The sequence below is a fragment of the Candidatus Bealeia paramacronuclearis genome, assembly GCF_035607555.1.
GTDB classification, from domain to species: Bacteria; Pseudomonadota; Alphaproteobacteria; order UBA9655; family UBA9655; genus Bealeia; species Bealeia paramacronuclearis.
Genome location: NZ_JAVHWZ010000002.1, coordinates 126,073 through 148,550 on the forward strand (window position 1 = coordinate 126,073; position 22,478 = coordinate 148,550).

Genomic DNA, 22,478 nt, shown 5'->3' on the forward strand with positions numbered 1-22,478 from the left:
CATAATGTTGAAAATAGAATAGGGAAGGACCTTCAATTATGCGCATTTATAAACCTGCAAAATCTGCAACACAATCTGGCATGGCCAAAACAGTGGCCTGGATTGCGGAATTTGAGTCTTCGGATCCTTTAAAGTCTGAAAATTTAATGGGGTGGGTTTCAGGGAAGGACACCCATAAACAATTGCGCCTTGAGTTTAAAACCCTTGAAGATGCCATCTATTTTGCAAAATCCAAGGGTTTGAAATACACCATTTCAAATCCCACGGAAAAAGTAATGCGTCCTAAAAGTTATGCCCTCAATTTTACTTGTGCCCGCATACGAGGGAGTTGATTTGAATTAAAAGACCGTCGTGCCAAAAAGCATAATTCAATTAGCCTTTATTAAAACTTCCGCAATTCCTCTGGAGATAGGATCATCCTGCAGATCGAAATTCAAAAACGTTCATAGGGTGCGGTGAGGGCTCTAAAATTGTTTTGGCGGCAAGTTGGAAATTTTCGTGTGTGTAGTCGTTGATAGTTTCATTCCAAAAGCAGTGTGCCGATTGGTTTAGTGGCATCGTCATGACATTCCAAACGCCAGGGTGCAGATCAAAAATCTTAAACGCCGATTCTTTTCCAAAACCTCTGCGTTGGAATTTGGCGAGAATGAAAAATTCACCCATGTTCCAATCGACATAAGGGGCGGCGCCCACTTTATTTAAAAGGGCAAACCCTGCCGTCTCATTTTCCGCCGAAATCAGATAAGCGATTCGGTCATCTTTGATAAAATAAGATTTGAGATCTATACATTCATAAAGCCCATCTGCGGGAAGTTCCCAACCCTCTTGAGAGCCGCAATCTCGCGACATGTCATAGACATAAAATCGTGCCATATTTTGGATCAAAGGGTAATCTTGAAGGGTAAGTTTTTGAAGTGTAATCATTCTCATGTCTATGCCGGTAATAGCTCCAAAAATCAAGGAGAATTCATCCAAATTTAAAAAACACACAAAAATATATTTAAAATTTTATCTACCTGCGCTAACCTTTTGAATTATTTAATTGTGCGTAAAGGAATTATGCTATGTCTCATTTTAAAAATATAGTTCTCTTGTTCTGTGTAGGCATTTTGGCAGTACCCAATTGTTATGCCAATAAAAAAACGCCGAAGGAAAATTCAGAACAAAGAGAGGTGAATAACCCCCCTCATGTGAATTTAAAACCAATTCTTCCAACTTTAAAACGAACAAAAAGATTTAATTACAAATGGGATGCTTATCCAGAGGAAACAAAAGTTGCGTTTTTAAAAAGAATTGGCCTTAATCCTGGACCGTAACTCAGCTAAATTGATTGGAATTTCTAAAACTTAAAAAATAAAATTGACATGTCGAATTTATTCATTATTTTCACTCGAAATTATTTTGTTAAGTGTAAAGGAAGTCTGATATGTCCTATTTTAAAAATATTGTTTTGTTAGCGTGTGTAAGCGTTTTTGCAGCATCGAATTGTTGCGCAACTAAAAAACCCAAAAAAGAGAATACAGAAGAAAATAAACCAAGTAATCCTCTCCGTAAGGAGATAGAAAAACCAGTCATAAAGAGGCAGAAAGCTTTTCATTTTGGCATAGAAGGGCTTCCTGAGAAAGACTTTAAAGATTTTTTTGAAAAAAAAGCGCGAGAAGATCAAGATCCCTCAGATACAGAAAATTAAGCTGTTCCCCATCTTTAACTGAAAATTATGGTGAGGACTGCCTCAACTGCAAATAAAGTGGGAATAATGGGCAGGGAGACATTGCACTCTTTGTTATGGAATTAAGGTGGTCTCTTGCCGCATCTTCCCTGTTCCTTCCATAATTGTGATGGCTTGGTTTTGAAGATGTACGCAATCACCTTGAATTTTTATTCCCAAGCTTCCGCCTCTTCATCAACCCCAAACCTTGGAGCCTACATCCGTGAAACACAATCATAAGGGGAATTCCTTTTTGACGTGACAATGAGAGTGCGGCAATCAATTCTTCAAACAGGAAGTGTGCCGCAGCAAGCGTGCCATGACCACACAATTTGTCCTCGATTGTGGGCGTAAACCATAGAATATGAAAAAGATCAGGACCTCAACGCTTTACAAAGCTAGTTTCTAAAAGATTCATTTCGGCGGCAATTTTTTGACAAAGTAAATCACCCCGAAAATCTTGAACAAGGATTACGCCTGCGGGATTTCCTGAAAATGGAGCCTTTGTAAATGCATCAACAGTCCAAATTTCATTTTACCTTCATCTCATTCCCATCGCCATACTTGTGTCAATCATGCGATTGGAAAAACCCCATTCGTTATCATACCAAGAGAGAATACGACAGAACGTTCCATCAACCACTTGAGTTTGAGTAACATCAAAAGTTGAGCTCGCAGGATCGTGATTGAAATCGATAGAAACGCAAGGTGCCGAATTAATGGCCAGAATGCCCTTCAAAGGACCCTCTGCCGCTCGTGTCATAATTGTGTTGATTTCCTCAGCTGTTGTCGCTTTTTTCGACACAAATTTCAGATCCACCATGGACACATTGGGGGTGGGCACACGAATGGCGGTGCCGTCCAATTTGCCTTTGAGTTCTGGTAAAACAAGTCCCACCGCACGGGCCGCTCCAGTTGAGGACGGAATTAAGGATACAGCGGCCGTGCGTGCACGCCGTAAATCTTTATGCAACGTATCAACAATGCGTTGATCTCCCGTATAGGCGTGAATTGTGGTCATAAAACCATGGGCAATCCCCAATGCTTTGTGAAGCTCGGACGCAACTGGTGCTAAACAGTTCGTGGTACAAGATGCATTTGAAATGATAGTATGGTCGGCCTTGATTTTGTCATGATTCACGCCATAAACAACAGTCAAATCGACGTTGTCCGCAGGTGCAGAAATCAGAACTTTTTTGGCGCCGGCTTTAATATGCTTTGAAGCGGACTCTTTGGAGGTGAAAAATCCAGAGCATTCAAGCACAATATCGACGCCCAACTCTTTCCAAGGAAGATCTTCGGGATTGGCTTTGGCAAATACTTTTATGTCTTTTCCATCGATGGTCATAGAATCAGATGAGGCCTCGACAGTTCCTTGAAAGCGCCCGTGGACGGAGTCATATTTAAATAGGTGAGCGTTGTCTTGAGCTGACCCCAAATCGTTGATCGCCACAACGTGCAAGTCGTGATTTTTGCGCTCAGCGATGGCGCGCATCACAAGGCGGCCAATGCGGCCAAAGCCATTAATTGCAACAGTGAGTGTCATTTTATTCTCCCAATTTTTCTAAGATTTTTGCGGTAATATTCTCTTGTGTGAATCCAAAATGGCGGTAGAGGTCCTGATAGGGCGCAGAGGCCCCAAAAGTCGTCATGCCAAAAATGAGCCCCTCTTCGCCCACATATTTATCCCATCCCAAAGGCGATGCCGCTTCAATAGCTACCCTCAAACCTGCCCCCAAAACAGATTTCTTATAAGTGGCATCTTGTTCATCAAAAAGAGTTGTACAGGGCATGGAAACTACATGTGAAGGGACTCCCTTTGTCCGCAATGTCTCATGAACAGAAACTGCAATTTCCACTTCCGAACCTGTGGCAATGAGAATCACCTGTGGGGCCCCTTCACACGATCTCAAAATGTAGCCGCCTTTGGCCGTAAGATTTTCCGTTTCCTCAGTCCTTAAAAGAGGAAGTTTTTGACGGGTCAAGGTGAGGACGGAAGGTGTGGATTTAAGGGCTATGGCAGTACTCCAAGATTCAGCAACTTCTACAGCATCACAAGGTCTGAAAACATGGAGATTGGGGACCGCTCGAAGACTTGCCAATTGTTCGATGGGCTGGTGGGTCGGGCCATCCTCCCCAAGACCAATAGAATCGTGTGTCATTACATAAATCACACGAATCCCCATAAGCGCTGAAAGTCGGAGCGCGGGTTTTAAATAATCCACAAAGACCAAAAACGTTCCGCCATAAGGAATAAATCCGCCATGCAGTGCAATGCCATTCATCATCGCGCCCATGGCATGTTCGCGGACGCCATAATGGATGTAGCGTCCGGAAAAGTCCTGAGGCGTCACAGCCTTCATGGACTTGCCTTGGGTATTGTTGGATCCAGTTAAATCCGCAGATCCCCCTAAAAGCTCAGGAATTACAGTTGAAATTTCATCGAGCACCATTTGGGAAGATTGACGTGAGGCCACCGATGTTTTTTCAGTGATAAATTTCTGCGTTAAACTCTGAAAAGCTTTTTCAAAACCAGAAGGTAAATCGCCATTTCGGCGGCGTGTGATTTCTTCTTTTTGCGCCTTAGGTAATGCGGCCCAGCGCTTTTGCCAGGCTTCATAAACGAGTGCATTTTTCTCGGCAATATCTCGCCAGCTTTTTAAAATATCCTGAGGAATTTCAAAAGGTGGAAGTCTCCAACTTAAATTCGTGCGCACGGCTTGAATTTCAGCCGCACCCAGGGGAGAACCATGAACAGCCGAAGTTCCCGCTTTATTAGGAGATCCTTTTGCAATTTGCGTTTTGCACGCAATCATCACAGGTTTGTCTGAATTTTGAGCACGTGTCAAAGCCACAAAAATATCTTCAAAATTGTGCCCGTCAATTTCATCGACCGCCCAACCGGAAGCCTTGAATCGTGCCTGTTGATTATCAGAAACAGAAAGCGAAGTCGGGCCATCAATCGAGATACCATTATCATCAAAAAGCACAATCAAATTATTGAGCTTTAAATGGCCAGCCAAAGAAATTGCCTCATGAGAAATACCTTCCATAAGGCATCCATCGCCCACAATCGTATAGATTTTGTGGTCTGAGATTTCAGCTCCCAATTCCGAGGCTTCAAGCTTTTGTGCAAGTGCCATCCCAACAGCATTAGCAAGACCTTGGCCCAAAGGGCCCGTTGTGGTCTCAATGCCTTCTGCATGATTATATTCAGGATGTCCTGCTGTTTTACTGCCCCAGGTCCGAAAGGCTTTTAAATCCTCAATGTGCATGTCAGGATAGCCCGTCAAATACAAAAGAGAATACAAAAGTGCGGAACCATGACCGGCTGAAAGTACAAATCGATCCCGATCAAGCCATTTGGAATCGTTGGGACTAAATTTCAAAAAATTCCGAAAAAGAACAGTTGCGACATCCGCCATTCCCATGGGCATGCCCGGGTGACCTGATTGGGCTTTTTCCACTATGTCCATTGAAAGCACGCGGATGGCATTGGCCATTTGAGTCAATTCAAGAAGAGGAAGGGGGTGGGAAGTCGATTTTGCGCTTAAATTCATTTGATTGGGATCCTTTAAAATATACACGAGAAAATGGAACTTTTTTGAGTTTTGGTCAAGGGTTCGCAGACGTTTGATTGGGAGAAATTGCATGAAATTTCCAGTAAAATCTATTGCATTTTTTGTTTTATTAATTTATTAAAAAACAATTTTACTTGTATTGTTATTGAAAGGTGTTGAATTGTGGAAAACATTTTTAGATTTGTAAAATTTTTATCAATCATTTGCTGGGGTGCTCAAAATGCCTCTGCGGTCATCATTGTGAACGGACACGAAGTGACAAACGATAAAATCGTTCACGAGTATGGCATTGAAAATGAAACAAAACAATTGTTTGTTACGTACAAAAAAATTAATAATGACTTTTTTTTAGAGGTGCAAGATTACTATATTCCCTCTCCAGAAATCCATGCATCAACCCCAGATCAACTATTAAAAAAATATGAGGGTGGCTTTCAAAAAATTAAAAAACACTTGGCTCCTTATTATAAGGAAGATCAGCTTATTTATGAAATGCCAGTTGCCATTGAACAGCATTTCCTGAGTCCGAAAGCATGTCGCATAGGTTGTCCTTTGTTTTCTTCTCATATTTACAGTTGCCTGATGGAATCGCCCACGGTGACAATTGTGGGTGATAGTGTTGATTTTAATCATACCTCTTATATAAAATCCAAGGGATTGTTGTGTCTTTTGCCAACCTCGCTAAACACTTTTGTGAAAGAATTTCAGTTTTTCCCAATAAAAGATAATTCATACAGTTATGACCTTGCAATTCAAGGTTATGTTAATTTTGGATGCCCACAAAATTTTTGCAATTTTTATGGGCAGTTTTTTGTAATTGGTGCCAGAAAGGTGAGAATTCAATTTTAAATCCGCTTGAATTGATTTGAAAGACCATTGCATAATTGAGGGATGAGGAGAGAAAGGATATACTGAGGAAAGTCCGAAAAGCAGGAGTGATCGAAAATGTCCTTTTTAAATCGTGAAGCCAGAGAGCGTTTAAAGAACAGTCAACTTATCCAAGCTTTTAGCCTTATCGACTGGGAGAGTGTAAAGCAAAATATGGGGAAACTAGGAAGATCTGGCTATGGCCCCAATGGGTACGTACCAGTCAATTTACTGAAGGCGTTGATTTTGCAGGCTTGGCATAGCTTAAGCGATGAGGGGTTGGAAGAAGCCTTGAGGGTTCGGTTGGACTTTATGGTCATCACGGGGTTGGAAAAGGTGCCTGATCATACGACGCTCTGTCGATTTCGCAACTTGTTGATCAGTCAAAACCTTTGGGAATACCTCCTTGCAATGATCAATTATCAACTAGAACAAAAGGGATTAAAAGTGAAAGAATCCCAAGGAGCGATTATAGATGCGACGCTTATCGAATCAGCGGCACGTCCTCGGAAAGAAATGGAGGGGATGGCTGTTGATCGTGAAGAAGACAAGGAATATGCTGTTGAAGAGCAGGTAACCCTTTCCAAAGATCCAGATGCCACATGGCTTAAGAAGGGGAAACGGAGCTATTTTGGGTACAAAGGCTTTATGGTCATTGACCAGGAGGACGGATATATTGATCAGGTTCACGTGACGCCTGCGCATGTCTCTGAAGTGAGAGAGTTGGAAGAGGTTGTGAAGAAGCGTCGAGATAAGAGGCTTTATGGAGACAAAGGGTATGCTTCCCAAGGAAACAAAGACTTGCTGAGGTCTAAGGGGATTAAGAACGGGTTGATGGAGAAAGCGAAAAGAAATAAGCCCTTAACCCATTGGCAAAAAGTATTTAACCGGATGATTTCGAAGATTCGATATAGGGTGGAACAAGGATTTGGAACCTTAAAACGAAAATTCAAATTCACGAGAGCATCCTATTTTACAACACCCAAAGTTCAAGGACAAATGGCCCTAAAAGCCATAGCCTTTAACCTCTTAAAGGCCACAAATAAGGTTGCTTATGGATAAATCAGGCGAGTTAAGTGAGTATTTGAGCAAAAAAAGAACAAAGAGACGAAGAAAAATATCATCCCCCTCAATTTAAAAAACTCAAAAATTAGCTTTTCAGGACCTCAGTTGGAATTTTTATTAATTATGCAATGGCCTTTTTGAAGAACTTGCATGAAATTTGCTGTAAAAGTCTGTTGCGTTTTTGATATGTCTGTCGCAATTCTCAAAAACCCCAAACCAAGGTTTCTAATTCTTTTAAATTTTTAACCTTACTCTTCCAATCCTTTATTCTCACTTGAACATTCAAATTGCTGTATTGATGAAGTAGCATTAACCCCGCCAGTTGATGACTCAATGCGGGTGTCAGTGTGTTTGGTGTATATCCATATGACGTTAAAAATTCTCTCAAAAGTAATTTATCTCCTTGTATCAAAAAAGCCCCTGGGCCCAACAAGTCATACTCAGACAACCCCAACATAGAATCACCAAAGTCAATGAGTGCATCGATATGCCAAAAGCCATCCCGTTGTTTTACAATAAAGTTCATAGGTGTATATTCGCCTGTTAACAAAACAGGCTTTTCTATTTTTATTAAATTCTCTTTTATTGAGTTGAGGTAGGCAGGGATTTCCTCGACCAATAGATTTGGAAGCCCCGTCGATCGATGCTGTTCTTGACAAAGTCTGAGTTGTTGTTTGATAAAGTCATCCCAATGGCAATCAATGTCTTCAAGACCGATGATTGGGAGAGAATGAACTTCACGAATGAGGGAGCCTAATTCCCGCATGATGGCCATTTTATTTTCATGACTCATTTTGTCCCAAAGCGTTTCTAAAAGCGTGCCGTCCAGTTGGCTCATGACAATGTAAGGCCAACTAAAGATTTCTCCCTCATATTTAACTGTTGGCGTCTTAATGGAGAGTTTTCCTTGCAGATGGTTTAAAACCAAAATTTCACTTTTAAATTGGTCCAAATGAAAAGGAGGAAAAATTTTAATGACTGTGTGTTTTTCATAGGCAAACACCAGATTTGTCCCTTCTGAGAAAAGGTTCAAAGGCGCAGCCGGCAATTGATGACGTTCAATTATCTCTTTTGCAATTGTATTTATTATATCAGGATTCTGCTTAAGAATTTCGTACTCTTCAAATGACCTTATGGATAAGAGATGGTTTTTTAGACTCAAACTTTGATCCATTTTACCTTTTCCTTTAACTTTCCCTAATAAATTTACCTTTATATTTTTAGATTCAGTATTTTGCAATAGATGGGTGCCTTGCTCTTAAGGTATGATCATTAAAGGAATCATTGAGTTAGGCACCCTCAAAGACAGAGGGAATTGAGAGGAAGTTTCAGGTGCGTTGGAAGGCGAGAATTCAACTTATCAATGCACGTGAATTTTAAAATATCATTTTACAAAAGGTTTTGGATTTTTATGTTCCAAAGCCAATTGAGTCTATAAAATACAGCACCAACGGCTTTGTTTTGCTTTTTTAACAATCATCTCACGGCTGAGACTGGCGCCAACTAATTTGATAGAGGATTCCGTTGAAAAGTGTTTTGGTACGTAGTTGTTCGCATTGGAGGGGGGCATGAGTCCCAATTCCATGAACATTTCGGCTGTAAGTTCACTACAAAATACAGAACTCAAATCGACCTTTTTATTAGAGCCATAAGCGGCCCTAATCAATTCCGTGAGATGCTTTTCATAAGGCCTTCCATTAAATTTTTCGACAAATTGAGTCACGGCTTGAGAGGGGGGTGTATTGTCATTTTCGAACTTAAATGTTCTTAAAAAAACGCTGCCATCATAATGTTCAACAACTTGTGTCCAAGGTGAGAGTCGCACATGAGGAAAGTGACGTTCCAGAATGATATCTTTGGGGGAAATCGTTGCTTCAAAAAAACGCCACGCACTTTCATCGTCAGGATTTTCCCCCGCTTTTGAAAACACAACTCCCACATGGGAATAATCACTTTGGGTGAACCTTTTTATGAGGCGACTGAAAGCGCTTTTTCCTGAAAAAAGAGCAATTCCGCGAAGATTATATTCCGCCTTTTCAGAGAGTGAAAGTTTGCATTGAGGATGTTCTGCTTTGATAAGCGATTCCTGTTCTTCCAAAACAATATGTTTTTTTTCAGGTATTGTGGATGTAATGGAAATTGAATTTTCATCTTTAAGATTTTTAGGATTATTTGCATTCAAGACTTCTCCAGAAAAAATAAATCCAACTGAGAGGATCAAAACGGAAGGAATCATTTTGAAAATTTGAGGCATGATAAATCTCCTTGGTATTTGCCCATGAAAATCAACCAATATTTACAATAAATATGTAAAAATATAATTAAATAATGATAAATTTAAATTATAAATAGTTTAACTTTATGTGAATAATGGATGTTTTTTGTTCTGTGCCTGATCAGTATTTGCCTGGCAATCCTTTTGTATGCATTGGGAAACGCGAACTTTGGGAGGGTTGGAAAACTTCTTAAAGTCAGCAATGTCGTTGTCTTAAAGTGGATTCTCAAAGAAGCAAAATCACTGGAAAGGCCTTTTCCTGCTTCTTCTTTGCCACCTCTCCGATCCTGATGTCTTGAAAAAATACCTATCTTTATTTAATCATCTCGAAAAAATGACCAAGATCGCAAAATAAATATTGTATTATAAAATAATAAATATTACTTAATATTTGTATCCGCTAAAATTATGAGAATTGTCTCGTGGATTGTTTATTTAAGGAGTGTTGATTATGGTATTTACGAACACGAGTTACGCAGTTTGCAGCAAAAGGGTGGGAATCTAAGCGAAAGACATGAGTTTTGTTATTTCTCTAGAGATATCATGCTTAATAACATCCCACTGCTGCTGATAAAAAGAGAAGCCTCCAGCAAGTCGTCTTTTAAATCTTTGAATCCAAGCCGAAATGGCAAGAAATATATGATTTCTTTGGGCTCGTCCCGTGCGAGACTGACAGCGTTCAAGACCGCATGTTTGCTTTAATTCCCGATGATAAACTTCGATTTTCCAACGCGATTTCATGACCAGTTCAATATGATCACGAGAGGGATTATCCCTATTGGTTCCGATATAATCCGTGCGACCGTTTTTGGCAACAAACCGGAAAACAGTAATCCATCCATATCCGCGTAAGTGAACTTTCAGTCCTTCATCTGGAATGTCCAGCTTTTCAAGAGTTTCTCCACGATTCACTTTCCTGTTTTTCTTCAACCCCATCACCCATGTCCAGCCTATGGATTCAATGGCCTTCAGATTATTCAAGCTCGAGTACCAAGCGTCTGCAACCACGTCATCCGGATTTATCCCTCTGTCTTGAGCCAGCTTTAACATTTCCCTGAAATGGTCATTCTTGCTTTTGCCATCGCTGGCTTTATCATAAATACGATAATCAACAGGAATAGAGTCATGACTCCTCAGGCCATGCCATACCAAATTGACAAGACCTATCCCCGCAATAACATCATGGGCATTCCCAGAATACTGATAATGCACAAGCTCTATCTTCTCGCTCCGATTTTTATCCAAAATTGTATCGTCACATACTAAAAAACAAGGTTCTTTCTTGTTAATAAGAGATTGAGTAAGATTCCACACTCCGCTCGGACGCAATGCACTAGAACTCAACCATCGATTGACGCTGTCATGCGACAATGGAATCGGTGACACCTCCGAAAGTGCCAACCCTGAATAGCGCACACTGCTGGCTTGTAAAAATGAACGATAAAGTGATTTTGTGCATTTGTGTCGAGACATCATTTCTTCTCATTTAATAAATATTCCCTCTCACCTTATCTCTTCTCTCTTCTCCTGCAAACTGCGTAACTCGTGACGAAGAAATCTTTATTGGCAATGTGTGCCCTTGCTGCATTAAGCTACCAGCCCGTTCAAGCTGCGAAACAGGAAGAAGAAGAGAAATCATCATCATTGACGATTAAACCCGCCTTCCCGCAGGCCCCACGAGAGATCGGGGAGGAAATCTTAAAATATGCGTTTATTTCCGCAAAAACTGACACAACAAATTTCCGAGAGATTGGAACAAAACCATAGCAAAGAATGCAAAAAAGTGGGTTTGCGACTATTTTAATATAGAAGAGTAATATAGAAGAGTAATATAGAAGAGAAAAATAAAGATGTTTTTTGGCTCTTGTTTACGAGCAAATTGATTTACAATCCGAATCCCAATAACAATGAAGGCCAGGTTAACTTATTCATTTCATCATTGCCGAACCCCTTAGAAGGCACATTTGACCTATCAAAATGTGGCAAGACAGAAGAAGACCTAAGTATTAACGTGGGGTACCGTGAGGGAAAAAAAACGGAGAATGCCGGGAAGCTTGAGATATGTATTGCGCCATGGTTTTTAATTAAAAAGAACCTCAGCACCACGGCCACATACCTTAAGCCAATCATGGCTGATTGGAGCCAAGAAAAAGTACAGGTAAGGATATTCTGGACTGGGGGGTGCTGGGATAATTTAGATTCGTATGATGATTTATTTAAAAAAGATCAAAAAGTGGCGTATGTGAAGCACAGTTCTCTTATGGTGTGTATAATGCTCCCCAGAGAAACTAGACCAGTAGCTAAGTGAGATTTTTTTCTCCAAATATAAAGAAGGAGAAAGACATGATACGAAGAAAACATAGCGTGGAATTTAAGGCCCAAGTGGCTTTGGAAGCGATTCGAGCTGACTTAACAGTGGCTGAAATTGCCAAGTCCACCCCGGTCAAGTTCAGGCCTGGAAAGCCGAGGCCTTAGCCAACCTTGAGTCCCTTTTTGACAAGAAAAATAGCGAGAAAACCGTGGAAAATCAACAGCTCGAAGTGCTTGAGCGTAAAGTCGGCCAATTGATCATCGAGAACGATTTTCTAAAAAAAAAGTTGGGGAGCCTCTGTCAAAAGGAACGCCGAGAAATGATTGAAATGAATCATGAAAATTTAAGTGTCCGTCGTCAGTGCTCTCTTTTGGAGCTCAACCGCTCAACGATTTATTACAAAACCGTTGAGCGTGTTCATGACACAATTCTTGCAAATGAAATCAATGAATTATGGAACGATATGCCATTTTATGGTTATCGCCGGATGACAGCTGAACTTCGAAGACGTAGGTATCAACTACTACCGTCTAAAGCCGGTAGTAGTTGATAGTCGATATATAGTGGCCTGGCGTCTTTCCAACACGATGGACACCCACTTTTGTCTTGAGATGCTGGATGAGGCTTTGGGGCAGGGAATTCCTGAGATTTTAAACACGGATCAAGGCAGTCAGTTTACGAGTCATGATTGGATCAGTCGGGTGAAAGGCGCTGGAGTTTTGGTGAGTATGGATGGCAAAGGGCGTTGGGTGAATAACGTGATTATCGAGCGTTTTTGGCGCACGATCAAGCATGAGCATGTGCTGTTGCATTCTTACGAGGACCTGCGGCAAGCGCGTCGATCGATTGGCGATTTTATCAATCTTTACAACCACAAACGCCTATATCAGAGTTTGAGATATCACACGCCAGCAGAGGTATATGGGGTGGGTTTGCAGGCATCTCGTAAGCTTTTGAAATCGCAGTTTTTCTGCCCTGATGGACGTGTAGATAACTTGAAAAACGCCAAGTTACCCACATCCCCACAGGCCCAACAACCAGGATTAATTTTTTAACAATGAAAGGAAAAAAGTCTCACTTTAGTTGATCAATTTTTGGTCTAGACATAAGGGCGCAGTTTAAGCGTCACAGTGAGTTGCCTGAATGCGAAACAACTGGGCTAGATTCTTCTTTGCCCATCCTTCATCATCCCGCATTTCATCAAACTTTAACAATGATGGAAATTTAAATGTGAAAACGGCGAACCCCGCCATTAAACAATCGATGGTGGAATAGTTATGCGCAGGATTTTCCTTGATACCAACAGCCTTTATGCCTTTTTCAAAAGATTCTTTGACAACTCTTAGTAGCTCATCATGAGTAAAAGCAAAACGGGTTTCTTTCATAAAGCCTCTTAGTTTTTTTATAACTTTATTCTATCATAAATGGCACTGTAGTTTACGAAAAATTAATACCTTGCTCTTGGCTTTCTCTGCTTTTTAACCCCTAGCGGGAATTGCTGCAAAAATTAATATATTTTTAACTATTTGTAATTTAAAATAAACGTATCAGTCAATTAAGATTGTAAATATTAAAATGGAGTATGTATCATGAAATCATTTTTTATGATTTTTATTATGCTGTTTCTTGTCGAAACAAAGACCGTAAACGCAGCAGGTTGGGGATGTCCTGACCAAGAAATGAAATGTCTCGATAAGAATGGGATTGAAAAAGGTACGGTTATTGTTAATCAGGATTGGAAAAGTGGTCGGTGCGAGCCCAGGAGAGGTAAGGCAGATGTTGAGCTGGGGTGTATAGCTGAATACGGTGAGGGATCCAGAGTGAACGGATGGAGATCGTGTACCGATATCTTTGGTAATAATGCATGTAACTGACGACTGTCTGTGGAAAAATCATGCGAATTTTGTAAAGAGTGCTCCATAGTTTGTTTTATAACACTTTTTCAACGATTTTTTTCTGAAAAACTAGCAATGATTTGGGATCTTTAGCTTTAAATTAAGATAAGGCCTCAAATTTCATAATTTTACTCCTGTTTTTTTAAATTTTATTAACTTCAAATTGAAGTCAAACGCATCCTGTCAGAAAAATCTGCGTGACAGAAATTCTAAAAAAGACTATAAAGTGAGTAATCAATCTTCAAGGAACATAGACGTGATATCTCATATATGTCTAAAAAATGTATTTCGATGGTGGCGATGGCGGGCCTAACGCTAAGTTTTCGCACGACTATTTTTATACATATTTTTGACATGAGGACACAATGTTTCATACTTTCACTTTAAAAGCTCTTGCTTGCACAACGTTATTTTCGCTTTCACTCAATGCTACCCCTTTGGTGACTATCGCCAATTATGGCCCCCATGCGTCTTTGGAAAAGACAATTCAAGGATTTCGTGAAGAGCTCGCAATCCAAGGATTTGAGGATGGCAAAACAATTCAAATTATGGAATCAAATGTCAATTTTGATCAAGCTCTGATACCCCAAATGCTCACAAAACTTCAGGCACAAAAGCCTGCGGTGATGCTAGTGATGACTACGCCCGTAGCAGAGGCCGCAAAGCATAAAATAAAAACGACTCCCCTTGTTTTTGCGGATATCACGGACCCTGTCGCGGCAGGCCTTATTCCAAGTTCCGATCAAGCAAACTCGAATATCTCTGGGGCTTCTGAAAAGCAAGATCTTACTGCTCTTTTAGCATTTGCGGAGCGTCTTTTACCCAACGCCAAACGTGTAGGCATTCTTTATGCAACAGGTGAGGATAACGACAAAGCTCTTCTGAAAATGATGGAAGAGGCCACTAAAGCCAAGGATTTGGAACTTGTGGCCATTGGGGTGGATCATGCCCGCAATGTACCCATGCTCATGCAAAAATTCAAGGGTAAGGTGGACTTTATTTATGTAGGCACTAGCGGCCCTATTCAGCCGTCTCTCCCCGCCATTTCCAGTGAAGCCGTGCGCCTTCATATCCCTGTGATTAATGCAGATAGTGACGCTGTGAAAAATAACCTCGTCTTAGCTAGCTTTGGTGTAAGCTATGAAAAGATTGGGCAGAACGCGGGTAAAATTGCAGCTCAAGTTTTAAAAGGTACTGAGATTTCAAAAATTTCACCTCTGAATCCTCGGCCCCAGGATCACGAAGGATTTATTAGTCTTAAGGTTTTAAATGACCTCAAGCTAGAACTTCCAAAAGATCTTTCTCAAATTACCGTAATTAAATAAACGTCATGCTTGAACTTAAAAATATCACAAAGACTTTTTCAAGAGGTCTTTATGAGCGCCACACTCTTTTTCAAAATTTGAATTTGAGCGTGGAACGGGAAGAATTTGTCGTCATTTTGGGCAGCAATGGATCTGGAAAATCAACACTCCTGAAACTTATTTCAGGAGTCATTTTCCCCGATACTGGCAAAGTGCTATTGAGGGGCCGCGATTTCGCATCTCTTCCCTTATTTAAACGTGCTGGATCCATCAGTCGCGTTGTCCAAGACAGCCTTGAGGGAACGATCGGAGAATTCACTATTCTTGAGAATTTGGAATTAGCCTTTTATCGTGGCAAACGTGCTCCGTTCTTTTCAAAACCGCCTCAGGAAAAGTTTTTAAAAAAACTCCAAGGTCTTCCTTTGGGACTTGAGGAGAAGCTCAATCAAACGCTCATCACACTTTCAGGCGGACAGCGCCAAGTGGTAGCCCTTTTGATGGCAACCTTAGGCACACCCGATTTGTTGCTTTTAGATGAGCACACCTCCGCTCTTGACCCCAAATCCGCAAAAGATGTGATGAAGTTTACGAATGATCTTGTGAGTCAAGAAAAAGTCACAACTCTTATGATTACTCATAATCTTCAAGACGCCGTTCACTATGGGGATCGCTTGATCATGCTCCATCATGGAAAGATTGTTTTAGACGTGAAGAATGAGGAAAAAAGTGCACTCACCCTCCCACACCTTTTAGCTCTTTTCCATGATCTTGAAGATCAAGATCTTGTGGGGGAGAAATCTCATGCTTGACCTCTTTTTTGATTTAGCCCCCATGAGCCTTTTCCAAAGTCTTATTTTGGGACTTGTGGCTTTGGGCATTATGATTCCTTTTCGCCTTTTGGATTTTGCAGACCTAAGTGCGGAGGGAACCTATCCCCTAGGAGGAGCCATTACAGGACTTTGCCTTACTTATGGATTTTTGCCAGAAACGTCAGTACTTTTGGCCATTTTGGGAGGTGGTGTGGGAGGGCTCATTACCGCACAAATTCATTTAAAACTTAAAATTCACCCGCTTTTGTCAGGAATCATTTTAGCGACCCTTTTGTATAGCGTGAACTTAAGATTAATGGGACAGCCCAACATTGCTCTTTTTGCTTATGATACACTTTATAGCGCTTTTGAAAATGATATCGTAAAAGAGAGCCTTTTGACCTCAGGAATCGATATTTTAATCCTGATTCTTTTGTATGGATTTCTTAAAACGCAAAAAGGACTTCGCCTTCGCGCCGTGGGGCTGAACCTCAAAGTCGCAGAAATCCAAGGAATTTCAATTACACTTTATGTACTCTTAGGACTTTTCTTGGCCAATGGTTGCCATGCTCTGAGTGGCTCTCTCATGGTTCAAACCCAAGGATATTCGGATATCAATATGGGGCTTGGAATTGTGATTTATGGATTAGCCGCCCTCATGCTCGGAGAGACGTTGTTGCGGCGTCAAACTTTGAAGACACAATTAATGGCCCCCTTTTTAGGGTCCATTGTATTCTCTCAATTGCAAGGTGTTGTGATGGCCATGGGGCTTGAACCCTCAGACTTCAAGTTCTTCACCGGCACTGTTCTTCTCAGTGTATTAGCCTCACAGCGCTGGTTATTTCGAAATACGCACTCCCTTTAAAGGCCAAACACCTCGAGAATTTTGACAATGTCTTTCAGCGTTGCGGAGATAAAATTCTGACTTTATAGCATTTCCGTAATATAAACTACAACCGGCTACAGCCGGTGGTTTGAGCTCACGCGTGTAAAGCAAATTCAAAGGGTAAACCCTAAAACTCTGACATTTTAAAGTCATCCTGTATTATAATAAAATTATCTCGCCTTTGCTATATACCGCTCGGCAATGAAGAAGCCTTATTAATCAGAGGAATGAACGAAACAACCGTTGTAATTCAATAAAATTTATGTATAAACAAGGCATGAAAATTGAACTGACAATTAAAGAAAAACAAGAACTAGAATTTCAGCGCAGTAAAGAGAGAGAGCGTCGCGTGGCAGATTGCATCAAAGCCGTGATGTTAAATGCAGAAGGTTGGACTCAAATGCAAATCGCTCAAGCTTTGCGAATTCGCTATGAAACTGTTCAAGATCATCTTAACGATTACAAGAATAGCAGGAAACTGAAACCTGAAAATGGCGGCTCTGAAAGCCATCTCACTTCCCATCAAACTTTTCAGCTAATCAGCCATTTTGAGGACAAAATCCACCTCAAAGCTGAGCTTATTTGCGCCTATGTGGATTACACTTTTGGCGTCCATTTTACTGTTTCAGGAATGAACAAGTGGCTCATCCGCAACAATTTTTCTTTCAAAAAACCAAAGGAAACTCCTTTCAAAGCGGACGCCGTTCAATTTAGAAACCAGGAATGTTACCATTGCAGCCCATGAAACCATTGATATCAAGGCCATGGAAAAGCATTTTGCCGCCTTGCGAAAGAAATATCCCAAGGCCCCAAAAATTCCCTTATACTATCAGCAAAGAAACAAAGCAGGCTGCCGAGGACTATGAAATTGTCCTGTATTATCTCCCTCCTTACAGCCTCAATTTGAATCCGATTGAGAGGTTATGGAAAGTGATGAATGAGTGCGTACGCAATAATTGTGTCTTTAAAAGTGCCACTGAATTTAGGAAAGCCCTTGACGAATTCTTTGCCAAATGGTCAAAAATCGCCAGCTCCAGGATAGACTGCATTAATGATAACTTTCAAATCCTCAATAAGGCACCTTCAAGTTAAAGGAGTATATTGGCAAGCTGGGCACCTCTTTCCTCGACTTCATCGCCCTGGCATCACTCAACATCTTCCTCAATTCAATAATTAGCTAACAGTGTCTAAAATACAAATACATTTTAATTTCGAAATTTTAAAATGTATGCTACTGTAAAAAAAAGGGGGGAAATCCATGAAACAATTTTCAATTTTTTCAATTGCGGCGTTTTTGATTTTTGCTATGCTTGCATTTGATTCAAAATCTTGCCCGCCAGGAGTAACTTGCGTCACTTGCCCACAAGGGATTTGGGGGGGGCCGTGTGCTGGTCAAGCCCCAGCTGGATGCGATGACAGCAATGATTGCCAAGACCCTACACAAGCCTGTGAAAATTATGTCAAGCAGACATTCAACGTCACATTATGCGTTGGTGGATGTGGCGGCGGAACTATTCCTGGCCCTGGTTGCGATGTTTTTTGTTTACCTGCAAATCAAAGCTGTGGTTTTGAGATGAAAAACGCAAAATCCTATTTGCACAATTAAATACAGGACCGTGTGTATGCCCATGCCAAGAGCTCAAGTGCCAAGCGCTTCTTGCTTGAGTTTGTAAAGCAGGCCCCCTTTAAAATTCACTCCATTCAAGTGGGTGGCGGGTCTGAATTTAGGGCTGAATTTGATGAAGCCTGTGCAGAACTTAGAATTCCGCTGATTGTTCTGCCCCCCAAAAAGTCCACTTACAACGGCGGCGTTGAGCGGGAAAATCGAATATTCCGGTAGGATTTTTACAATCAAAACAATTTATTGGCTGATTCCATAGCTTCTATGCGCTCTGAGCTCTCTCAAGCTGTCTCAAAGTATAATTCTTATCGGCCTCATCGCGCCTTGAAAGGCCTCACTCCTTTGCACTATATTCACTCTCATATTCTCGAGGCCTCTTGAGTCTCATTTGTTATGAATTCCTACAAAAATTGATATTGCCTAAAAAAACAGGCTCAGGCTAGTATCTCTGTGTAATTTAAACTTCTTATTAGTTTGTCCATGCTCAATATCTCCCTTTATCTGACGACAGTCCTTATTTGGGGGTCGACGTGGCTTGTGATTAACTTTCAAAAAGGCATTGTGCCTTTAGAAGTTTCTGTTTTTTATAGATTCACATTGGCCTCTCTTTTACTTTTGGGATGGTGTTATTTCAAAAAATTGAATCTTCGCTTTTCCAAAAAAGATCACCTTTTTTTGGCGGGGCAAGGATTTTTTCTCTTTGGGGTTAATTATCTTCTCTGTTATTGCGCAAGCCATTATATTCCCAGCGGTCTTAATGCTATTAGTTTTTCCATGGTCCTTGTGGGAAACATTATAAGCTCTGCCATCTTTTACAAGGTTCCCATTCGTCTGCCCCTAGCTTTAGGGGCCTTTTCAGGCGTGGCGGGAATTATTGCTATTTTTTGGCCAGAACTCCTCTCCTTAGATCTTTCAAGCAATAATGTTTTGGGTATGATTTTAAGCCTTATGGGTGGATGTTTTGCGTCCATTGGAAATATGATCTCTATTCGGAATCAAAATCATAAATTGCCCGTGACCGAAACCAACGCTCTTGCTATGGGATATGGTGCCGCATTCACGCTGGGATATGTTCTTCTCTCAGGATTCCCTCTTGTTTGGGATATGTCGTGGACTTATATGACCTCGTTTTTGTATCTCACTATTTTTGGAACAATTGTAGCATTCGGTTGTTATCTCACCCTTTTGGGACGTGTAGGAGGTAGCAATGCTGCTTATGCCTTGGTTCTGACACCTATTGTCGCACTCGGGATCTCTACCATTTATGAGGGATTTGTTTGGACGCCGAATGTAATTTTTGGGGTCGCACTCATCTTAAGCGGAAATGTGCTGATTCTCGTAAAGAAAAATGCAAAGCCTCAAGTGAAATCCAGTTCTTTAAACGTGCACATGCCCTTACAAAAGACCGTTTAACGCAAGTTGATAATGGGGTTCCCAAGGGGAGGTTTGTGGAGGACTTTTGACAGAATGGATGCTTTCCTTTGTGCCCCTTTAGGAAGGCCTGCCTGCATAGAAGGTTTGTGATTTGTTAATATTATCGTGACAACGTAATAACCATCCCAAGTACTTATTTTATAATATTGAGAGGAAAAGTCTGCCTGAATGACGGAGTGATTTGGGGTACCTTCACCGTCATTTTTAAACTTGTCATAAGTATTCCAATTAAATGAGCCAGAATAATTTTCATGGAAAGCGTATCCAACGTGATATTGAGATAAGTCTACCGGTGCGGCCGAATAAAAATCAAAATAGCTCATGGATTCATTGACTGAGCAGTGGAGGGTTGTATCTGTATCGGCTGAGTAGGGGCCTACAGTGTGTCCTTTAAAAATCTTTAAATTAAAGGGGATTGTCTTAATTGAGCTCCAGCAGTGTCCATTTTCTGTTGCCACCTCCACATCATAATTTGAGTGATTCACAAATGTGAACTTCATTTTCTCTGCTTGTGCGGATATACTGAACCCTATTCCAAGGATTATGGTTGTCAGGAAGAAAAGATGTTTCATGGAACGCCTCCTTAAAACAGGGAGCACTTAGTATTTTTTCTATGATTTTACAGCATAATCTTTAAAAAAGCGTAAATTTTACCGAAACGGCGGCTCATCAAAGGAACGGAGTTTTCGTGAATGGAGGGCAGGGCCGCCAAAGGCAGGTTCGACTTGAAGAAGACGAATAGTTTCAAGCCCCACTTCTAAATGCTGTCTGACGCGCTCACGATAAAAGTTATTGGCCATCCCTTTGAGTTTGAGTTCTCCATGAATGGGTTTGTCAGACACACACAAAAGCGTTCCATAAGGCACCCGCATCCTAAACCCATTGGCGGCAATGGTAGCCGATTCCATATCCAGCGCAATAGCACGGCTTTTCCGGAATCGCTCCATGAGCTCAGCGGATCTGAGTTCCCAATTCCGATTGCATGTGGATACAACAGTTCCCGTGCGCATACGACTTTTGAGTTCCATACCCGTTTCGCCCGTAATATTGGCCACCGCTTGCTGGAGGGCGACTTGAATTTCGGCAATAGGGGGGACGGGAATCCAGGTTGGAAGATCTTGGTCTAACACTTCATCCTCGCGGACATATGCGTGGGCCAAGACATAATCACCCAAAAGTTGACTGCGTCTTAATCCAGCGCAATGGCCCAGCATCAGCCAGCAATGGGGACGCAAAACAGCCAAATGGTCGGTGATCGTTTTGGCATTACTGGGACCTACACCAATATTAATAAAGGTAATACCTGTGCCATCGGCACGCACTAAATGATAACCTGGCATTTGGGGAAGGTGCGCCATTTTATGGCCCTCGGCCTCGGTTTGATTAAACCGTGGATTGTGTGTAATGTGATCGCCAGGTTCGACAAACATAATGTAGTCTTCGCTATTAGCGAGTTGCTCATGGCTAAATTTAATGAATTCGTCAATGTAGCGTTGATAGTTGGTAAGAAGTATAAACTTCTGAAAATGTTTGGCGGCAGTCCCGCAATAATGACTGAGACGCGAGAGCGAAAAGTCAACACGTTCTGCCGTAAAAAGGGCTAAGGGCAAAGGCTGATTCTTGCGTGGCCTGTAGGTTCCATTGACGATGCTGTCATCAATCAAACTTAAATTGGGGAGCGCAAATTCAATCGGTGCTTGCCAAAGTTGCTCGGGCTCAAACGTTATAGAATCCCACTCATCTACGAAGGGGAGGGGGATTTGCCAGTCGCTGTATCCCACAACGACAGGGGTGTCGTGATGCTTGATTAAAAGATCAATTTGTCGCGTGTAATAAGCCTTAAAAATATCAGGTCTCGTGAGGGTTGTTCCATAAACCCCAGGCTCTAAAATGGCACCATAAGCAACGCGCGCATCAATGTTGAGATTCTTGGGTGTAATGGAGATCCCGAGATAAGGGTAGGTGGCCTCTTCTAAATTTGGAAGAGCATCGAGATTGGTATTTTTCAGATTTAAAAAAGCATCCCGAATCATAGAGGTGTGGGAGTTATAAATTTCCGTGATGCGTTCCACAGCTTCACCAGCGTCCCAAAATTCTTGGAGATTGGTCACATCGCCATGGCCGGTAATGTTTTGTGCTTGGGAGAGAATATCTTTTTTGCCCATCATATATTAACAAATACAGGATTTTGAACCGTTTGTAAATGGATTTCTGAAGAATGGGCAATTCATAAAATTTACAATTTTGGAATCGTCTGTTATAAATAGAACTATCAGTGAATCGGATGGTTGCAGATCTTCGGATTTGAGGAAAGTCCGGGCTCCCAAGAGACATGGTGCCGGATAACGTCCGGCGTGGGTGACCATAGGGAAAGTGCCACAGAAAGTAAACCGCCTCGCAAGAGGTAAGGGTGAAAGGGTGCGGTAAGAGCGCACCGCGCCTCTGGTAACAGGGGTGGCAGGGTAAACCCCACCAGGAGCAAGGCCAAATAGGGATGATGCGATGTGTCTCTTCACATGTCATCCGGGTCGGCCGCATGAGGTGTTATCGTAAGATGTACCCCAGATGAATAACCATCCCCTCGAAAGAGGGACAGAACCCGGCTTATAGATTCACTGATATTTCTTCAAAGGCATTTATACAAAGGTAGATAATTCTCTTAAGCGTCTTAGGATTGTTTGGAAATTCTCTTGACATGCTTATCGTACTAGCATAATGGTAC

26 protein-coding genes, 1 other RNA gene and 2 pseudogenes are annotated in these 22,478 nt (G+C 41.4%); 19 read left to right on the top strand and 10 right to left on the bottom strand.

All coding sequences use genetic code 11. From position 1 onward, the window contains the following. The first annotated feature begins 38 nt into the window (after window positions 1-38). On the top strand, window positions 39-332 hold the full coding sequence (locus Bealeia2_RS05375) for an ETC complex I subunit (RefSeq protein WP_331256095.1): 294 nt from the start codon (window positions 39-41) through the stop codon (window positions 330-332). Window positions 333-414: 82 nt separating this feature from the next. Here Bealeia2_RS05375 and Bealeia2_RS05380 read toward each other — a convergent pair whose 3' ends face one another. Beyond that, window positions 415-930 carry a GNAT family N-acetyltransferase gene (locus Bealeia2_RS05380; RefSeq protein ID WP_331256096.1) on the bottom strand — a complete coding sequence of 172 codons (516 nt, stop codon included), beginning with the start codon at window positions 928-930 and terminating at the stop codon, window positions 415-417. 134 nt (window positions 931-1,064) lie between these two features. On the opposite strand from Bealeia2_RS05380, the gene Bealeia2_RS05385 reads away from it, so the two are divergent. Together Bealeia2_RS05385 and Bealeia2_RS05390 are read left to right on the top strand one after the other, a co-directional pair. Continuing rightward, window positions 1,065-1,316 carry a hypothetical protein gene (locus Bealeia2_RS05385; protein ID WP_331256097.1) on the top strand — a complete coding sequence of 84 codons (252 nt, stop codon included), beginning with the start codon at window positions 1,065-1,067 and terminating at the stop codon, window positions 1,314-1,316. A gap of 110 nt (window positions 1,317-1,426) precedes the next feature. Next, window positions 1,427-1,690, top strand: coding sequence for a hypothetical protein (locus Bealeia2_RS05390; protein ID WP_331256098.1), 264 nt, complete (start codon window positions 1,427-1,429; stop codon window positions 1,688-1,690). Between the two features lie 175 nt (window positions 1,691-1,865). Here Bealeia2_RS05390 and Bealeia2_RS10560 read toward each other — a convergent pair. The 3 genes and pseudogenes from Bealeia2_RS10560 to tkt form a co-directional block, all read right to left on the bottom strand. Then, window positions 1,866-2,237, bottom strand: a pseudogene (locus Bealeia2_RS10560) (PhzF family phenazine biosynthesis protein). Window positions 2,238-2,249: 12 nt separating this feature from the next. Further along, a complete protein-coding gene (gene gap, locus Bealeia2_RS05395; protein ID WP_331256099.1) occupies window positions 2,250-3,254 on the bottom strand; it encodes a type I glyceraldehyde-3-phosphate dehydrogenase in 1,005 nt (334 codons plus the stop codon). A gap of 1 nt (window position 3,255) precedes the next feature. After that, complete coding sequence (gene tkt, locus Bealeia2_RS05400; protein WP_331256558.1) at window positions 3,256-5,268, bottom strand: transketolase; 2,013 nt, start codon at window positions 5,266-5,268, stop codon at window positions 3,256-3,258. Between the two features lie 183 nt (window positions 5,269-5,451). Here tkt and Bealeia2_RS05405 point away from each other — a divergent pair, with 183 nt between their 5' ends. Together Bealeia2_RS05405 and Bealeia2_RS05410 are read left to right on the top strand one after the other, a co-directional pair. Then, complete coding sequence (locus tag Bealeia2_RS05405; protein ID WP_331256100.1) at window positions 5,452-6,138, top strand: hypothetical protein; 687 nt, start codon at window positions 5,452-5,454, stop codon at window positions 6,136-6,138. 96 nt (window positions 6,139-6,234) lie between these two features. Next, window positions 6,235-7,218, top strand: coding sequence for an IS5 family transposase (locus Bealeia2_RS05410; RefSeq protein WP_331255236.1), 984 nt, complete (start codon window positions 6,235-6,237; stop codon window positions 7,216-7,218). Between the two features lie 205 nt (window positions 7,219-7,423). Here Bealeia2_RS05410 and Bealeia2_RS05415 read toward each other — a convergent pair whose 3' ends face one another. The 3 genes from Bealeia2_RS05415 to Bealeia2_RS05425 all read right to left on the bottom strand — a co-directional run bounded on the left by Bealeia2_RS05415 (window position 7,424) and on the right by Bealeia2_RS05425 (window position 10,969). Beyond that, on the bottom strand, window positions 7,424-8,461 hold the full coding sequence (locus tag Bealeia2_RS05415; protein WP_331256101.1) for an aminoglycoside phosphotransferase family protein: 1,038 nt from the start codon (window positions 8,459-8,461) through the stop codon (window positions 7,424-7,426). Window positions 8,462-8,653: 192 nt separating this feature from the next. Next, window positions 8,654-9,475 (bottom strand): hypothetical protein, encoded by an 822-nt coding sequence (locus Bealeia2_RS05420; protein ID WP_331256102.1) that lies wholly within the window; start codon window positions 9,473-9,475, stop codon window positions 8,654-8,656. A 522-nt stretch (window positions 9,476-9,997) separates the two neighbouring features. Beyond that, window positions 9,998-10,969: an IS701 family transposase gene (locus tag Bealeia2_RS05425; RefSeq protein ID WP_422388038.1), complete on the bottom strand. Its 972-nt coding sequence runs from the start codon at window positions 10,967-10,969 to the stop codon at window positions 9,998-10,000. Between the two features lie 72 nt (window positions 10,970-11,041). Between Bealeia2_RS05425 and Bealeia2_RS05430 the strand changes: the two genes are divergently transcribed. From Bealeia2_RS05430 to Bealeia2_RS05445, 4 genes are all read left to right on the top strand, one after another. Then, window positions 11,042-11,263 (top strand): hypothetical protein, encoded by a 222-nt coding sequence (locus Bealeia2_RS05430; protein ID WP_331256103.1) that lies wholly within the window; start codon window positions 11,042-11,044, stop codon window positions 11,261-11,263. Window positions 11,264-11,375: 112 nt separating this feature from the next. Next, window positions 11,376-11,804, top strand: a complete 429-nt coding sequence (locus tag Bealeia2_RS05435; protein ID WP_331256104.1) for a hypothetical protein — start codon at window positions 11,376-11,378, stop codon at window positions 11,802-11,804. 211 nt (window positions 11,805-12,015) lie between these two features. Beyond that, window positions 12,016-12,357 carry a hypothetical protein gene (locus Bealeia2_RS05440; RefSeq protein ID WP_331256105.1) on the top strand — a complete coding sequence of 114 codons (342 nt, stop codon included), beginning with the start codon at window positions 12,016-12,018 and terminating at the stop codon, window positions 12,355-12,357. Window positions 12,358-12,370: 13 nt separating this feature from the next. After that, the gene (locus Bealeia2_RS05445; protein ID WP_414437848.1) at window positions 12,371-12,862 is read left to right on the top strand and encodes a transposase; all 492 of its coding nucleotides are present in this window, start codon (window positions 12,371-12,373) and stop codon (window positions 12,860-12,862) included. 63 nt (window positions 12,863-12,925) lie between these two features. Here Bealeia2_RS05445 and Bealeia2_RS05450 read toward each other — a convergent pair whose 3' ends face one another. Beyond that, window positions 12,926-13,192 carry a hypothetical protein gene (locus tag Bealeia2_RS05450; RefSeq protein ID WP_331256106.1) on the bottom strand — a complete coding sequence of 89 codons (267 nt, stop codon included), beginning with the start codon at window positions 13,190-13,192 and terminating at the stop codon, window positions 12,926-12,928. Between the two features lie 204 nt (window positions 13,193-13,396). Between Bealeia2_RS05450 and Bealeia2_RS05455 the strand changes: the two genes are divergently transcribed. The 9 genes and pseudogenes from Bealeia2_RS05455 to Bealeia2_RS05500 all read left to right on the top strand — a co-directional run bounded on the left by Bealeia2_RS05455 (window position 13,397) and on the right by Bealeia2_RS05500 (window position 19,735). Next, complete coding sequence (locus tag Bealeia2_RS05455; protein WP_331256107.1) at window positions 13,397-13,681, top strand: hypothetical protein; 285 nt, start codon at window positions 13,397-13,399, stop codon at window positions 13,679-13,681. Between the two features lie 386 nt (window positions 13,682-14,067). Beyond that, window positions 14,068-15,027 (top strand): ABC transporter substrate-binding protein, encoded by a 960-nt coding sequence (locus Bealeia2_RS05460; protein ID WP_331256108.1) that lies wholly within the window; start codon window positions 14,068-14,070, stop codon window positions 15,025-15,027. 5 nt (window positions 15,028-15,032) lie between these two features. Next, the gene (locus Bealeia2_RS05465; protein WP_331256109.1) at window positions 15,033-15,815 is read left to right on the top strand and encodes an ABC transporter ATP-binding protein; all 783 of its coding nucleotides are present in this window, start codon (window positions 15,033-15,035) and stop codon (window positions 15,813-15,815) included. Beyond that, window positions 15,808-16,680, top strand: a complete 873-nt coding sequence (locus Bealeia2_RS05470; RefSeq protein WP_331256110.1) for an ABC transporter permease — start codon at window positions 15,808-15,810, stop codon at window positions 16,678-16,680. The genes Bealeia2_RS05465 and Bealeia2_RS05470 overlap by 8 nt, the downstream gene beginning before the upstream one ends. A gap of 283 nt (window positions 16,681-16,963) precedes the next feature. Beyond that, window positions 16,964-17,793: pseudogene (locus Bealeia2_RS10565) on the top strand (transposase). Between the two features lie 293 nt (window positions 17,794-18,086). Further along, complete coding sequence (locus Bealeia2_RS05485) at window positions 18,087-18,278, top strand: hypothetical protein (protein ID WP_331256111.1); 192 nt, start codon at window positions 18,087-18,089, stop codon at window positions 18,276-18,278. Window positions 18,279-18,319: 41 nt separating this feature from the next. Then, window positions 18,320-18,541: a hypothetical protein gene (locus Bealeia2_RS05490; RefSeq protein ID WP_331256112.1), complete on the top strand. Its 222-nt coding sequence runs from the start codon at window positions 18,320-18,322 to the stop codon at window positions 18,539-18,541. Between the two features lie 24 nt (window positions 18,542-18,565). After that, window positions 18,566-18,703 carry an integrase core domain-containing protein gene (locus tag Bealeia2_RS05495; RefSeq protein ID WP_331256113.1) on the top strand — a complete coding sequence of 46 codons (138 nt, stop codon included), beginning with the start codon at window positions 18,566-18,568 and terminating at the stop codon, window positions 18,701-18,703. 99 nt (window positions 18,704-18,802) lie between these two features. Continuing rightward, window positions 18,803-19,735, top strand: a complete 933-nt coding sequence (locus tag Bealeia2_RS05500; RefSeq protein WP_331256114.1) for a DMT family transporter — start codon at window positions 18,803-18,805, stop codon at window positions 19,733-19,735. Here Bealeia2_RS05500 and Bealeia2_RS05505 read toward each other — a convergent pair. Together Bealeia2_RS05505 and Bealeia2_RS05510 are read right to left on the bottom strand one after the other, a co-directional pair. Beyond that, on the bottom strand, window positions 19,732-20,328 hold the full coding sequence (locus tag Bealeia2_RS05505; RefSeq protein WP_331256115.1) for a hypothetical protein: 597 nt from the start codon (window positions 20,326-20,328) through the stop codon (window positions 19,732-19,734). The two genes, Bealeia2_RS05500 and Bealeia2_RS05505, sit on opposite strands and share 4 nt — an antisense overlap. Before the next feature lie 78 nt (window positions 20,329-20,406). After that, window positions 20,407-21,924 carry an AMP nucleosidase gene (locus Bealeia2_RS05510; protein ID WP_331256116.1) on the bottom strand — a complete coding sequence of 506 codons (1,518 nt, stop codon included), beginning with the start codon at window positions 21,922-21,924 and terminating at the stop codon, window positions 20,407-20,409. Window positions 21,925-22,028: 104 nt separating this feature from the next. Between Bealeia2_RS05510 and rnpB the strand changes: the two genes are divergently transcribed. Then, an RNA gene (gene rnpB, locus Bealeia2_RS05515) (RNase P RNA component class A) lies at window positions 22,029-22,379 on the top strand. The last annotated feature ends 99 nt before the right edge of the window (window positions 22,380-22,478 follow it).